This is a genomic window from Streptomyces sp. NPDC052910, from assembly GCF_055585605.1.
The window spans coordinates 32573-46573 of sequence record NZ_JBVJJR010000004.1 but is presented as its reverse complement, the minus strand read 5'-3'; the positions used below and the strand labels follow the sequence as shown (position 1 = coordinate 46573).

Sequence of the window (14001 nt, the reverse complement as noted above, 5' to 3'; positions counted from 1 at the left end):
CCGCACGGGAGCGGCCGTCAGGACACCGGCGGCCGTTCGTCGACGCGGATCGCGAGGTCGTTGTCGGCCGTGTAGTACGGGCCGGCCTGCGCGGGCGCGTACGCGGCGTCCACCGACTGGGCCGGGTAGACGAAGATCTGCTTCTTGTCCGCGACGTCGTCCAGCAGCCGGGCCACCCGGGCCTCCCCCGACCCGTCGGTGCGCCGCAGCCACAGGTCCCAGACGTCCGGCCCGCCCGCCCAGTGCTCGCACAGCTCCTGGTGGGCGATGGTGAACGAGAAGCCGTGCCCCGCCGTCTCCAGCGGCACGGCGCACACCAGCTCCGGATCCCGCCGGCAGCGGGCCTCGGCCACCGCGCCGGCCAGCCACTCCGCCGGGTCCTCGACGCGGTGCAGGGTGCCGTGGACGGTGACGCCCTTGGCGTCCAGTCCGAGATCGCCCGCCTCGGCGTGCGGGGCGCGCTGCCAACTGCGCAGCGAGAGGTTGCCGTGCTTCGTCGCGTAGGGGATGCGCACGGCCAGCGGCGAGGTGCTGGGACCGGGCCGGCGGTCGACCAGCGAGCGCAGGTCGGCGAGGCCGGGCAGCAGCCGCACCGGGTCCGCCTCGCCGGCGTCCACGTACACGTCCCAGCGGCCCTCGGGCAGCGGCACGGTGCTGGGCAGCACGGCGCGGAGCCGGCCGTCGCCGTTGGGGGTGAGCGGCAGGCGGACCTCATCGTCGGCGTTCTCGACGGCGTCGCCGCCCCGGCGGAGCAGCACCAGCGCCGCCGACCAGTGGCCGGAGGCGTCGGCCCCCTCGGGGGCGTCGAGGTCGAAGGTGAGTCCGCCCGCGGAATCCGCGATGCAGTCGGCGCGCGGCGCGGCAGACACGATGGTGAACTCCTCGGGTACGGGCGAGCCCGCGTTCGCGGGCCCGGCGGGGGTCGGGACGGTCATGCGGCACGCACCCGGCGCAGGGCGGGGCGGACGGCGTCCTTGGTCCGCAGGGCGCCGCTGAGCAGGGCGCCTCGGGTGCGGTGCAGGGAGCCGCGCAGCGCGCCGCGGCCGGTGAGCTCGGCGAAGAGCCGCTCGTACCGGCCGGCGATCTCGGCGGGGTCGAAACGGGCCGAGTTCTCCAGGGCGGCCCGGCCCATCCGGCGGCGCAGTTCGTCGTCGTTGATGAGCTTCAGCAGCCCGGCGGCGATGGCGTCGGTCTTCCCGACCGGTACGAGCAGGCCGTCGACACCGTTGTCGATGATCTCGCCGGGACCGTGCGGACAGTCCGTCGAGACCACCGGCAGGCCGCAGCGCATCGCCTCGACGATGGTCATGCCGAAGGACTCCAGGCTGGAGGTGACGGCGCCGATGGAGCCCTTCACCCACTCCGGGTCCAGCGGGTTGGCGGGGCCCATGAGGAAGACGTGGTTGTAGAGGCCGAGCTTGTCGATGAGGGCGCGCAGCTTGGCCTTCTCCGCGCCGCCGCCGTAGATCCGCAGCCGCCAGTCGGGGCGCTCGGCGACGACCTTGCCGAAGGCCTTGACCAGCACGTCGTACCGCTTGGCGGGCGCGAGCCGGCCGGCGGCGACGACCCACTTGCCGGTGGAGTCGGCGGGGGCGACGACCGGGGCGGGAATGCTGTTCGGCACGGCCTCGACCCGTACGCCGGGCAGCCGCATCAGCTTGCGGTACGTCTCGGCGTCCGCCTCGGTGACCGTCGTCACCGCGTCCAGCCGCGGGTAGTGGGTGCGCAGCGTCAGCTTCAGGGGTGCCGAATGGGTGCTCAGCGTCAGGTGCTCCTGGCCGACCCGGGCGATGCCGCGCCGGGCCTGCTGGGCGATGTGCACGTTCAGGCCCGGGCGGGTGCCGACCACCACGTCGCAGTCCAGGTTCCGCAGGTGATCGGCGATGCGCCGGTCGGTGAGGGCGCTGTACTGCTTGTAGCGGCCCTCGGTGGACGGGAACACGGTCGCCGGACGCTCGTACTCCGGGTCGTTCCCCTCGTACCCGGGGCTGTCCTTCCGCAGATCCACGAGGTGGCGCAGCCGCACTCTGCCGGACGGCGCGAAGACGGGCTCGTCCCGGTGGCGGAACACCGAGACGATCTCCACGTCGTGCTGCTCGGCGAGCGTGCCCGCCAGGTTGAACGTGGTGCGGATCGTGCCGCCGATGCCGTAGGCATTGTGAATCAGGAATGAGATGTGCATTCGTCCCCGCAGCCGGTGTGCGCGCCTGATGGCCACGCCTCCTGAAGATTAGACCGTACTGACGATCAGGAGGTTGGCCCCGATCATCAACTCGATCCCGGAACGACGAGCATTCCATGACGCGACCGCGCGTTTTCGGCCACCGTCCCGGATGCCGTGAAGCGCCCCGGCCCAGGGCGTGACCCCGGCCGCGCGTCGTCCGTTGTCTTCGTGACGCACCGGGAACCGCCCGGCGCGCGCGCAACCGCACCGGAAGTCCGAGGAGCCCCCCGTGCCTCGCATGCTCGACGTCAGCGACGAAGTACGCGCCGAGATCGGCGACGAAGAAGCGGACCGACTGCTCGGGGGCGACAACGCCCCGGGCACGTACGACTGCACCTCCTGCCGCACCCCCGGCGACAGCGAGCGGGAGCGCACCAGCACCGTGCTCTTCGTCGGGGAGGAGACGGCCGTCCTGGCCTTCGCACACGCCTCCTGCATCCCCTCGCAGGTGGTGCCGGTCTCCGAGGAGCAGCTCCAGGGCGCCGTCCGCTCCATCACCGGCGGCGACGCCGGACAGCAGGGCGGCGAGCAGCCCTCCGGCGACCTGCCGCTCCATGCCGAGCTGGGTGTCACCAGCGGCCTGCTGCTGATCAACGGCGAGGTGCAGCCCTCGCTCGTCGTGGAGCCGCTGGTGCCGATCGCCCGGCCGGGCACCACCGGCCCGGTGGACGTCTTCCTGGAGCTCCTCACCGAGCAGGGCTTCGCCCCCGTCACCGCCATCGACCAGCTCCCCGACCTCACCCCCGGCTGGTCGGTGCTGCTGGTGACCGGCAAGCTGCACGCCGTCCTCCAGCCGAACGCCAACGGGGGCCAGCCCATCGCCTGGTGGCAGGCGCACCAGCCGATGCAGGTGGCCGAGGAGTGGCGGTCGGCGGTCAACAAGACCGGCCGGGTACTGGTGTACGCGGCACCGGTCGGCACCATCGGCCAGCAGCCGCGCGAGGACCTGCTGCGCGAGGCGCTGGACCGCGCGGCGGCGTCGGGCCGGCTGGTCGGCGCGGCGATGCCGCTCGCCGGAACGTGACCGGCGGGCGCGCGGCCGGTGGTTGCGCGGCCGGGGAGTACGCGGCCGGCGGGCGCGCGGCCCGCGGGCAGATGATCGACGGCGTGCGCCCCGCCGTGCACCCGGCGCACCCCCGATTCCCCCGGTTCCCGCGTAACCCGTCGCGGTCCGCCCCGCATCCGATGCGGTCCGGGGTCGTTGGCAGGGATGTGTACTCTTACGAACCCGCATCCCGGACGTCGTACCAGAACTACATCCCCGGCATGCGCCCACCCCGCGAAGCCGACCGCGGCCGTACGGAGTCGGTGACCCCGATCTACGACGCGCTCTGCGCCGAGTACCGCCGGGCCTTCCGCACCCTCCCGGGCGACCGGGCGGGCGAGGAGGACCTGGCCTTCAAGGGCTTCGGGCCCCAGCCGCAGCCGTACGGCGGCGGTCCGGGCCAGGGCTACTACGGCCGGCTCACCGGCCACGCCCCCTACCCCGGCCAGTCCGACTGGACCGACGGCTGGGACGGCTACCCCGCCCAGGGCCGGGGCCGCGGCGGCCTGCCGGCCCTCCCACCGGGCAACCGGGACGGACGGCAGCGGGGGTACTGAGCACCCCGCCCCGCCGACAGGCGGGTCCGACGGCCCCGCTCCCGGGCGACCGGGGCGCAGGCCGTCGCCAGGGCCCGGCCCCGGGCACTCGCCACATCCCTTCCGGCCGCGCCCCCGACGACGGCGGCCTTCCAAGAGCACTCCCGTACCCCCGGCCGCAGCCGGCCACCGTCCGCCGGCTTCCCGCGGCGGCACCTCTCCCGACGGCACCCTCAGGGGCACCCCCGCACTTCCCGGCCGCCCCGGCCGCTCGCCTACTTCACTTCGCGCCCGCGGTATTCCCGGCCGCGACCTCCGGGGGGGCAACCCCGCACCCCGGCCACTCGCCGCTTACTTCTCGCGCCCGCGCTTCTCCCGGCCGCGATCTCCGGGGGGAGCCCCGCACTTCCCGGCCGCCCCGGCCACTCACCGCTTACTTCTCGCGCCCGCGCCACTCCCGGCCGCGACCCCCGGGGGCGACTCCCGCACCCCCGGCCGCCCCCGGCCACTCACCGCTTACTTCTTGCGCCCGCGCTTCTCCCGCACGCGCACCGAGATGTGGATCGGCGTTCCCTCGAACCCGAACTCCTCGCGCAGCCGACGCTCGACGAAGCGCCGGTAGCCCGCCTCCAGGAAGCCGGAGGCGAAGAGGACGAACCGCGGCGGGCGGGTGCCCGCCTGGGTGCCGAAGAGGATGCGGGGCTGCTTGCCGCCCCGGATCGGGTGCGGGTGGGCCGCGACGAGCTCGCCGAGGAAGGCGTTGAGGCGCCCGGTGGGCACCCGGGTCTCCCAGCCGGCGAGGGCGGTCTCCATGGCCGGGACCAGCTTCTCCATGTGCCGGCCGGTCTTCGCGGAGACGTTCACCCGCGGCGCCCAGGCGATCTGGCCGAGCTCGGTCTCGATCTCGCGCTCCAGGTAGAAGCGGCGCTCCTCGTCGAGGGTGTCCCACTTGTTGATCGCGAGCACCAGCGCGCGCCCGGCCTCGACGGCCATGGTGATGATCCGCTGGTCCTGGACGCTGATGGACTCGCTCGCGTCGATGAGGACGACGGCCAGCTCGGCCTTCTCCACGGCGGCGGCGGTCCGCAGCGAGGCGTAGTAGTCGGCGCCCTCCTGGAGGTGGACGCGGCGCCGGATGCCGGCGGTGTCCACGAACTTCCAGGTCTTGCCGCCGAGCTCGATCAGCTCGTCGACCGGGTCACGGGTGGTGCCGGCCAGCTCGTTGACGACGACGCGCTCCTCGCCCGCCACCTTGTTCAGCATCGAGGACTTGCCGACGTTCGGGCGGCCGATCAGCGCGATCCGGCGGGGGCCGCCGACGGCGGTGCCGAAGGTCTGGGCGGGGGCCTCGGGCAGCGCCTCCAGGACCGCGTCCAGCATGTCGCCGGTGCCGCGGCCGTGCAGGGCGGAGACGGGGTGCGGCTCGCCGAGGCCCAGCGACCACAGGGCGGCGGCGTCGGCCTCGGCGGAGGGGCCGTCGACCTTGTTGGCGCAGAGCACGACGGGCTTGCCGGCCCGGCGGAGCAGCTTGACGACGGCCTCGTCGGTGTCGGTGGCGCCGACGGAGGAGTCGACGACGAAGACGACGGCGTCGGCGGCCTCGATGGCGAACTCGGCCTGGGCGGCGACGGAGGCGTCGATGCCGAGGACGTCCTGCTCCCAGCCGCCGGTGTCGACGACCTTGAAGCGGCGGCCGGCCCACTCCGCCTCGTAGGTGACGCGGTCGCGGGTGACGCCCGGGCGGTCCTCGACGACGGCCTCGCGGCGGCCGATGATGCGGTTCACCAGCGTCGACTTGCCGACGTTGGGGCGGCCGACGACGGCGAGGACGGGCAGCGGGCCGTGGCCGGCGGCGGCGAGCTCGCTCGCGACCTCGTCGGCCTCGAAGCCCTCCAGAGCGGCGAGCTCCATGAACTCCGCGTACTCGGCGTCGCCAAGCGCACCGTGCTCGTCGCCGGTGTGGATCTGGTCGTTCATGGAGTCCGTTCCTCGTTCTTCTTCGTCGTCGGCGGCCCTGACGGGTCCGCTACTCAAGTTTCGTTCAGCGGCCGGTGAAGCGCTTGGCGTCCGCCAGGTGCGCGCTCAGCCGCCGCTGGATGCGTACGGTCGCCTCGTCCAGCGCCGTCCGCGTGCGCCGCCCGCTGCCGTCGCCGGCCTGGAAGGCGTCGCCGAAGACGACGTCGACGCGGGTGCGCAGCGGCGGCAGGCCCGGGACCAGGCGGCCCTTGCGCTCGGCGCTGCCGAGGACGGCGACCGGGACGACGGGCGCCCCGGAGCGCACCGCGAAGTACGCCAGGCCGGCCCGCAGCGAGGCGAAGTCGCCCTCGCCCCGGGTGCCCTCGGGGAAGATCCCCAGGACCCCGCCGGCCGCCAGGACGTCCAGCGCGCCGGTGATCGCGGTCCGGTCGGCGCCGGAGCGGTCGACCTTCAGTTGGCCGATGCCACGCAGGAAGGGGTCCAGCGGGCCGACGAACGCTTCCTTCTTGATCAGGAAGTGCACCGGCCGGGGCGCGGTCCCCATCAGCATCGGGCCGTCGAGGTTGTGGGAGTGGTTGACGGCCATGATGACCGGCCCCGCCGCGGGCACCCGCCAGGCGCCCAGCACGCGGGGCTTCCACAGCCCGTTCATCAGGCCGATGCCGATCCGTCTCCCGACGGCCGCACCGGCGGCGGAGGCGGTCACGCGGGCAGAGCCCCCGTGGACCGCTTCTCCTCCACCAGGGTGACGACGCACTCGATCACCTGGTCGAGCGTGAGCTCGGTGGTGTCGACCTCGACCGCGTCCCCGGCCTTGGCCAGCGGGGAGGTCTTGCGGCCGGAGTCGGCGGCGTCCCGCTTGATCAGGGCGGCCTGGGTGGCGGCCAGGTCGGCGGCCTCCTTGCCCTTGAGCTCGCCGGCGCGGCGGGCGGCGCGGGCCTCCGGCGAGGCGGTGAGGAAGATCTTCAGGTCGGCGTCCGGGAGGACGGTGGTGCCGATGTCCCGGCCCTCGACGACGATGCCGTGCGGCGCCTCGGCGGCCATGGACCGCTGGAGCTCGGTGAGCCGCGTCCGCACCTCGGGCACCGCGCTGACGGCGCTGACCGCCGCGGTGACCTCCTGGGTGCGGATCGGCTGGGCGGCGTCCAGGCCGTCGACCGTGATCGTGGGCGCGGACGGGTCGGTGCCGGAGACGAGGTCGGGCTTGCCCGCGGCGGCGGCCACGGCGGCGGCGTCGTTCACGTCCACGCCGTTGCTCAGCATCCACCAGGTGATCGCCCGGTACTGGGCGCCGGTGTCCAGGTAGCGGAGGCCGAGCTTGGCGGCGACGGCCTTCGAGGTGCTGGACTTGCCCGTGCCGGAGGGGCCGTCGATGGCGACGATGACTGCTGCCGGTGCGGTCCGGGCGGCGGTTTCCACGGTGTCTGACACCTTCCTCGTGCGACGGCGGCGAGTCGTCGCTGCCTGGCTGGGCCCGTTGGGGGCTCACCCAAGGTTACTGGCTCCCCGGACCGGCCCGTACAGCCGCGCTCCCCGGCCCCCGGCCGTCGGCCGCCCGGCCTCCGTCCACCGGTTACTGGCGCAGCGACCAGCCGCGCTCCCGGAGGGTCTCGACAAGACCGTCGGCGGCCTTCGGCTCGACCATCAACTGGATCAGGCCGCTCTGCCGGCCGGTGGCGTGCTCGATGCGCACGTCCTCGATGTTGACGCCGGCCCGGCCGGCGTCCGCGAAGATACGGGCCAGCTCGCCCGGCTGGTCGCCGATGAGGACGGTCACCGTCTCGTACGCCGCCGGCGCGGAGCCGTGCTTGCCGGGGACGCGGGACCGGCCGGCGTTGCCGCGGCGCAGTATGTCTTCCAGACCCGCCGCCGCCTCCGGACCCGCCGCCTCGTCGCCGGCGGAGTCGCCCGCCGCGTCCAGGGCGCGCAGGGCCCGTACGGTCTCCTCCAGGTCGGCGGAGAGCGCGGCGAGGACGTCGGCGACCGGGCCCGGGTTGGCGGCGAGGATCTCCAGCCACATACGGGGGTCGGAGGCGGCGATCCGGGTCACGTCCCGGATGCCCTGGCCGCAGAGGCGTACGGCCGTCTCGTCCGCCTCGGCGAGCCGGGCGGCGACCATGCTGGAGACCAGTTGCGGGGTGTGCGAGACGAGGGCGACGGCCCGGTCGTGGGCGTCGGCGTCCATCACCACGGGGACGGCCCGGCAGTGGGCGATCAGCTCCAGGGCGATGTTGAGGACCTCGGTGTCGGTCTCCGGGGTGGGCGTCAGCACCCAGGGGCGGCCTTCGAACAGGTCGGCGGTGGCGGCCATCGGGCCCGAGCGCTCCCGGCCCGCCATGGGGTGGGTGCCCAGGTAGCCGGAGAGGTCGCAGCCGAGCGCCTCCAGCTCCCGGCGCGGGCCGCCCTTGACGCTGGCGACGTCGAGGTAGGCCCGGCCCCGGCCGGCCTTGATCGCGTCCGCGAGGGTGGCGGCGACGTGCGCGGGCGGCACGGCGACGATCACCAGGTCGCAGCGGCCCGCCGGCTCCCGGTCGGTGCCGGCGCCGCGGGCGGCGGCCGTGCTCGCCCGGTCCGGGTCGTGGTCGCTGAGGTGCACCTGGATCCCCCGGCCCGCCAGGGCGAGCGCGGCGGAGGTGCCGATCAGTCCGGTGCCGATGACGAGAGCGGTTCTCACTGGCGAGGTCCTTGGGCAGGGCCGCGGCGGAGCCCGGTGCACTCGGGCGGTCCGGTCGCGGCGGGACGGGCGGTCACGACGTGCGCGGGCAGCCCGGCCCGGTGCCGTCGCCCGGGGCACGCCCCCGGCGGCGTCCGTCCGGCCCCCGCGGGCCCAGCCTAGGGCGTCGCGGGCCGGGCCGGGCGCGGGGCCGCCGCCGCACGGGACCCGCGCGGAGCGGTCCGCCGGGACGGAGACGGCCCCTTCGGGTAGAAGGGGGGCATGATCTTTCATGTGGTGCCCCTGGACGACTGGCTGTCCGTGCCCGACCGCCCCTTCGCCCCCGCCTCGCTCGACGAGGAGGGTTTCGTGCACTGCTCCCCCGACGAGGAGACGACGCTGGCCGTGGCCTCCGCGTTCTACCGGGACGTCAAGGGGCCGCTGATGGCGCTGCTGATCGACGAGCACAAGCTGGGCGTCCTGGTCCGCTGGGAGGCGGCCGACCCGGCCCCGCCGCCCGGCACCGCGCCGGGGACGCTGTTCCCGCACGTCTACGGGCGGATCAACCGGGACGCGGTCGAGGGGATGATGGAGATCCAGCGGGACGAGGACGGGCGGGCGGTGGGCCTGGCCGTCTGGTCCTGACCCCCGGGTCGCGGCCGTGCCCCGGGCCGGGCCCCGGGGCACGGCCCGGGAAAACCGGTGTGACGCGGTGTCCTCCCGGCGGCCACAATGCGCTCCATGCACGCCCTGGTGACCGACCACACGATCTACTCCTGCGTCATGGGCTCGCGCGCGTTCGGGCTGGCGACGGAGGCGAGCGACACCGACCGGCGCGGGGTGTACGCGGCGCCCGCCGCGCTGTTCTGGGGCTTCGACAAGCCGCCGGCGCATGTCGAGGGGCCCGCGGAGGAGCAGTTCTCCTGGGAGCTGGAACGCTTCTGCGAACTGGCCCTGCGGGCCAATCCCACCGCCCTCGAGTGCCTGCACTCCCCGCTCGTCGACCACACCGACGAGCGGGGCCGGGAACTGCTCGCCCTGCGCGGGGCGTTCCTCTCCCGACTGGCGCACCGGACGTTCACCGGCTACGCGGACGCGCAGCGCGCGAAGTCCGATGCCTCCGTCCTGCGGACCGGCGCCCCGAACTGGAAGCAGGTCATGCACCTGATGCGGCTGCTGGCGAGCGCCCGCGACCTGCTGCGCACCGGCGTCCTCACCCTGGACGTCGGCGACCGGCGCGCGGAACTCCTGGCCGTCCGGCGCGGCGAGCTGCCCTGGCCGGAGGCGGAGCGCCAACTGGACCGACTGCGGGAGGAACTGGCGGTGGCGGCGGCCCGCACCCCGCTGCCGGCGGAGCCGGACCGGGCGCGGGTGGAGGACTTCCTGATCCGGGTACGGCGGGCGTCCGTCGCGGCGGCGGGCTGAGGCCCGCGGTCCAAGGGGGGTCTGACGGCTCTCCGTGGCGTCACGACGCCCGGCACGTGCTCTCGCGGCTCTCTGTGGCGTCACGACGCCCGGTACGCGCTCTCGCCGCACCGGCCGAAAGCCCACGTACGCCCGGTACGAGAGCTTCCGGCCGGCACTCCCCCTGCCTTCGGCCGGGGGGACCCCCAGAGCACGGACCGGACGCCGCTCCTCCCCCACGGAGCTCCGTCAGACACCCCCTAGCCGGCTTCGGCGCGTGCCCGGACGACGAGGTCGTGCAGCGCGTCGTACGCCGCCGGAGCCACGGTCTCCGGGAGCCGGGACGCGGCCTGCGCGGCGTCCAGCTCGGTGTGCAGCGCCTCGACGTCCGCCGCCAGGCGCGCGCCGTCCACCAGGCCGGCGGCCCCGCCGTGCTCGGCCTCCGCCTTGGCGGCGACGAGCTCGGGCAGGTAGCCGGGCGCCGGCACCAGGCCGAGGAGGGTCGGCAGGTGGGCGACGACCTCGCCGCTGCGCATCAGGTGGATGCCGGTGAGCAGCACCCGGAAGGTGTAGAGCAGCGGCTTGAGCTCCGCCGTCCGGTCGAAGAACCGCCACTGCGTGCCGGCGAAGCCCCGGTAGTGGTGGGCGTGGTGGCTGGTGAGCACGGCGGGGGCGAGGGCCGTGAGCTCGGCGTGGACGCCGGACGTCCGGACGACCAGCGGCGACAGCAGTTGCTCCAGCACGTAGCCGTTCCGGCGGAGCAGCAGCCGGGCGAACTTGCGCAGGTCGTGGGTGACGAGGTCCATCTCGACGCCGTCGCGGACGCCCATGCGCGTGACGGTCTCCTCGCCCTCCCGCAGACCTATGAGGTCGGCCACCGGCAGCAGGTGGACGCCGCGCAGGTCGACGTCGGAGTCGCGGGACGGGAAGCCGTACAGGTGGGCGCCGGAGACGGTGGCGAAGACCAGCGGGTGCCCCGGCTCGGCGAGCACGGGCGAGAGGTCGGCGGTCGGAAGGCCGGCGGCCCGCAGGGCGGCCGAGTCGGTGTCACGCATCGGCCCAGGATTCCAGGAGGGGCGGCACGGCGGTCCGGTGGGGCCGCCGCCGTGCCGGGTCCGTCCCGTCCGGGGTCTAGAGCTCGACCTCGCGCATCAGCATGCCCACCTCGGTGTTGGTGAGCCGCCGCAGCCAGCCGGACTTCTGGTCGCCCAGGGCGATCGGGCCGAACGAGGTGCGGACGAGCTTCTCGACCGGGAAGCCGGCCTCGGCCAGCATCCGGCGCACGATGTGCTTGCGGCCCTCGTGCAGCGTGACCTCGACCAGGTAGTTCTTGCCGGTCTGCTGGATGACGCGGAAGTCGTCGGCGCGCGCGTAGCCGTCCTCCAGCTCGATGCCGCTCTTGAGCCGCTTGCCGATGTCGCGCGGCAGCGGGCCGGTGATGGCGGCCAGGTAGGTCTTCTGGACGCCGTAGCGGGGGTGGGTGAGGCGGTGGGCCAGCTCGCCGTGGTTGGTGAGCAGGATGATGCCCTCGGTCTCCGTGTCGAGACGGCCGACGTGGAACAGCCGGGTCTCGCGGTTGGTGACGTAGTCGCCGAGGCACTGGCGGCCGTCCGGGTCCTCCATGGTGGAGACGACGCCGGCCGGCTTGTTGAGCGCGAAGAACAGGTACGACTGGGTGGCGACGGTCAGGCCGTCCACCTTGATCTCGTCCTTCTCCGGGTCGACGCGCAGGCCCTGCTCGGTGACGATCTGCCCGTTGACCTCGACGCGGGCCTGCTCGATCAGCTCCTCGCAGGCGCGGCGGGAGCCCATGCCGGCCCGGGCCAGCACCTTCTGCAGGCGCTCGCCCTCCTGCTCGCCGAACGTCTTGGGCAGCTTGACCTGCGGCTTGCTGTGCCGCTCCCGGTTGCGCTCCTCGATCTTGGCGTCGAGCTCACGCGGGCGGGCCGGAGCCGTCCGCCGGTCGCCGCCGGCCGCCGGGCTGCGGCGCGGGCCGCCCTTGGCACCGCCGCGGGCCGAGGCGCCCCGGCCGGAGGACGGACCGCTCGCCCGGCCGGAGGACGGGCCGCTCCCGCGCCCGGCGTCGGGGCCCACGTCGTAACGGCGCTCCTCCGGGCGCGGACGGCGCGGGCGCTGCTCCGGCCGCCGCTCGTCGCGCCGGCCGTCCTGCCGGTCGTCGCGACGCTCGTTGCGCCCGCCCTCGGAGCGGCCGGCGTCGTAGCGCCCGCCGCCGGAGCGACCGCCGCCCGCACGCCCGCCGCCGGAGGACGGGCGGGGGGACCCGCCGCTCCGGCCGCCGCCGCTCCGGCCGCCGCTGCCGCCCCGGTTGTCCCGGTTGCCGCTTCCGCTGTTCCTGCCGCTGCTTCGCATCAAAGTTCCGTCTTGTCGTCCGCTTCGGTGTCCGGGGCGTCCGGGTCGAACGACGGGACCCCCTCCTGGGAGTCGCCCTCGACCGCGTCCGCCTCCGGGAGGAACGGTGCGAGCTCGGGAAGCTCGTCCAGGCCGCGAAGGCCCATCCGCTCCAGGAAATAGTTCGTCGTCCTGTACAGGATCGCACCTGTTTCGGGTTCCGTCCCCGTCTCCTCCACGAGACCGCGCTGGAGAAGGGTGCGCATGACGCCGTCGCAGTTCACCCCGCGCACCGCGGAGACCCGCGAACGGCTGACCGGCTGACGGTACGCGACGACGGCCAGGGTCTCCAACGCGGCCTGCGTCAGCCGGGCCTGCTGCCCGTCCAGGACGAACGCCTCCACCGCGTCCGCGTACGCGGGCCGGCTGAAGAACCGCCACCCGCCGCCGATCTCCCGCAGCTCGAAGCCGCGGCCCTGCGCGGTGTACTCGTCGGCCAGCGCGCGCAGCCCGGCGGCGATCTCCCGGCGGGGGCGTTCGAGGATCCGGGCGAGGTGCTCCTCGGTGACGGGCTCGTCGACGACCATGAGGACGGCTTCCAGGGCGGGCGCGAGGGGCAGCTCCGCCACGGTGTCCGTCCCGGCGGGAGCCGTGTCCCCGTCCGTTCCCTTACTGGCGCTCACTCCGCCACCTCCCTTTCTCCGTCCCGCTCGTCCCCGCCCGCCGTCCCCGGCTCCCGGTCGAACTCGTCCGTCACCAGGGGCGCGCCGCCCCCGCCACCGTCCGTGCCGCCCGTCCAGCGGACGGTCAGCGTGCCCAGGGCCTCCTCCTGCTCCAGGGCGACCGCCCGCTCCCGGTAGAGCTCCAGGAGCGCCAGGAACCGGGCGACGACGGTGAGGTCGTCCGCCGCGTCGGCGGTCAGCTCGGCGAACGTGGCCTCGCCCGCCTCCCGCAGCCTGGCGATCACCACCTCCGCCTGCTCGCGGACGCTCACCAGCGGCGCGTGGATGTGATCCACGTACACCTGCGGCGCCGGTTTCGGCTGCATCGCCTTCACCGCGAGCGCGGCGAACCGCTCCGGCCCGATCCCCAGCACCACCTCCGGCAGCAGCTCCGCGAACCGGGCCTCCAGGCCGACGGTACGCGGGTGGCGGCGGCCCTCGGTGGCCATCCGCTCGCCGAGGATCGCGGCGATCCGCTTGTACGCGCGGTACTGCAGCAGCCGGGCGAACAGCAGGTCCCGGGCCTCCAGAAGAGCGAGATCCGCCTCGTCCTCCACCTCGGCGGCCGGCAGCAGCCGGGCCGCCTTGAGGTCCAGCAGCGTGGACGCGACGACCAGGAACTCGGTCGTCTGATCCAGGTCGAAGTCGGGGCCCATGGCACGGAGATGCGCCATGAACTCATCGGTGACCTGGGAGAGGGCCACTTCGGTGACGTCGAGCTTGTGCTTGGCGATGAGCTGGAGGAGGAGGTCGAAGGGGCCTTCGAAGTTGTCGAGGTGCAGCGTGAAGCGGCTGCTGTCAGGGGGGTTTTCCTCCCCGTCCCCGCCCCTTCCCGAAACCGTGGGCTCCGCCCCCGGCCCCCCGACACGACCAGGGCCGGCGTGGTCGCCGCCCTCGCCACCCGAAACAAAGGCCGCGGCAGCGCCCGCGTCAGCGGCAGCACCCCCGTCAGCGTCAGCGCCCGCGCCCGCGTCAGCGGCAGCGCCCGCGTCAGCCGCAGCGCCCGCGTCAGCCGCAGCGCCCGCGTCAGCCGCAGCGCCCGCGTCAGCCGCAGCGCCCGCGTCAGCCGCAGCGCCCGCGTCAGCCGCAGC

14 protein-coding genes are annotated in these 14001 nt (G+C 74.6%); 4 read left to right on the top strand and 10 right to left on the bottom strand.

What is annotated here, in order from left to right; translation table 11 throughout:
- Positions 1-17: 17 nt before the first annotated feature.
- Positions 18-935 carry a hypothetical protein gene (locus tag ACZ6X9_RS16520; protein WP_469778705.1) on the bottom strand — a complete coding sequence of 306 codons (918 nt, stop codon included), beginning with the start codon at positions 933-935 and terminating at the stop codon, positions 18-20.
- The gene (locus ACZ6X9_RS16515) at positions 932-2182 is read right to left on the bottom strand and encodes a glycosyltransferase family 4 protein (RefSeq protein ID WP_469778704.1); all 1251 of its coding nucleotides are present in this window, start codon (positions 2180-2182) and stop codon (positions 932-934) included. The genes ACZ6X9_RS16520 and ACZ6X9_RS16515 overlap by 4 nt, the downstream gene beginning before the upstream one ends.
- Before the next feature lie 271 nt (positions 2183-2453).
- Between ACZ6X9_RS16515 and ACZ6X9_RS16510 the strand changes: the two genes are divergently transcribed.
- Positions 2454-3248 carry a hypothetical protein gene (locus ACZ6X9_RS16510; RefSeq protein WP_469778703.1) on the top strand — a complete coding sequence of 265 codons (795 nt, stop codon included), beginning with the start codon at positions 2454-2456 and terminating at the stop codon, positions 3246-3248.
- 242 nt (positions 3249-3490) lie between these two features.
- Positions 3491-3826 (top strand): hypothetical protein, encoded by a 336-nt coding sequence (locus ACZ6X9_RS16505; protein ID WP_469778702.1) that lies wholly within the window; start codon positions 3491-3493, stop codon positions 3824-3826.
- A gap of 495 nt (positions 3827-4321) precedes the next feature.
- Here the strand turns inward: ACZ6X9_RS16505 and der are convergent, their stop codons facing one another.
- The 4 genes from der to ACZ6X9_RS16485 all read right to left on the bottom strand — a co-directional run bounded on the left by der (position 4322) and on the right by ACZ6X9_RS16485 (position 8456).
- Positions 4322-5782 (bottom strand): ribosome biogenesis GTPase Der, encoded by a 1461-nt coding sequence (der, locus tag ACZ6X9_RS16500; protein ID WP_469778701.1) that lies wholly within the window; start codon positions 5780-5782, stop codon positions 4322-4324.
- A gap of 64 nt (positions 5783-5846) precedes the next feature.
- The gene (locus ACZ6X9_RS16495; RefSeq protein WP_469778700.1) at positions 5847-6539 is read right to left on the bottom strand and encodes a lysophospholipid acyltransferase family protein; all 693 of its coding nucleotides are present in this window, start codon (positions 6537-6539) and stop codon (positions 5847-5849) included.
- The gene (gene cmk / locus ACZ6X9_RS16490; RefSeq protein WP_469778699.1) at positions 6485-7213 is read right to left on the bottom strand and encodes a (d)CMP kinase; all 729 of its coding nucleotides are present in this window, start codon (positions 7211-7213) and stop codon (positions 6485-6487) included. Before cmk ends, ACZ6X9_RS16495 begins: the two co-directional genes overlap by 55 nt.
- A gap of 142 nt (positions 7214-7355) precedes the next feature.
- Positions 7356-8456, bottom strand: a complete 1101-nt coding sequence (locus ACZ6X9_RS16485) for a prephenate dehydrogenase (RefSeq protein WP_469778698.1) — start codon at positions 8454-8456, stop codon at positions 7356-7358.
- A 261-nt stretch (positions 8457-8717) separates the two neighbouring features.
- Between ACZ6X9_RS16485 and ACZ6X9_RS16480 the strand changes: the two genes are divergently transcribed.
- Positions 8718-9080 carry a DUF952 domain-containing protein gene (locus tag ACZ6X9_RS16480; RefSeq protein ID WP_469778697.1) on the top strand — a complete coding sequence of 121 codons (363 nt, stop codon included), beginning with the start codon at positions 8718-8720 and terminating at the stop codon, positions 9078-9080.
- An 87-nt stretch (positions 9081-9167) separates the two neighbouring features.
- The gene (locus tag ACZ6X9_RS16475; protein WP_469778696.1) at positions 9168-9860 is read left to right on the top strand and encodes a nucleotidyltransferase domain-containing protein; all 693 of its coding nucleotides are present in this window, start codon (positions 9168-9170) and stop codon (positions 9858-9860) included.
- Between the two features lie 239 nt (positions 9861-10099).
- Here ACZ6X9_RS16475 and ACZ6X9_RS16470 read toward each other — a convergent pair whose 3' ends face one another.
- The 4 genes from ACZ6X9_RS16470 to ACZ6X9_RS16455 all read right to left on the bottom strand — a co-directional run.
- On the bottom strand, positions 10100-10894 hold the full coding sequence (locus ACZ6X9_RS16470; RefSeq protein ID WP_469778695.1) for a nucleotidyltransferase domain-containing protein: 795 nt from the start codon (positions 10892-10894) through the stop codon (positions 10100-10102).
- 76 nt (positions 10895-10970) lie between these two features.
- Positions 10971-12209 carry a pseudouridine synthase gene (locus ACZ6X9_RS16465; protein WP_469778694.1) on the bottom strand — a complete coding sequence of 413 codons (1239 nt, stop codon included), beginning with the start codon at positions 12207-12209 and terminating at the stop codon, positions 10971-10973.
- Positions 12209-12775: an SMC-Scp complex subunit ScpB gene (scpB, locus tag ACZ6X9_RS16460; protein ID WP_469779168.1), complete on the bottom strand. Its 567-nt coding sequence runs from the start codon at positions 12773-12775 to the stop codon at positions 12209-12211. The genes ACZ6X9_RS16465 and scpB overlap by 1 nt, the downstream gene beginning before the upstream one ends.
- A 92-nt stretch (positions 12776-12867) precedes the next feature.
- Positions 12868-14001: segregation and condensation protein A (locus tag ACZ6X9_RS16455; RefSeq protein WP_469778693.1), on the bottom strand; the 1134-nt coding region annotated here is incomplete at its 5' end.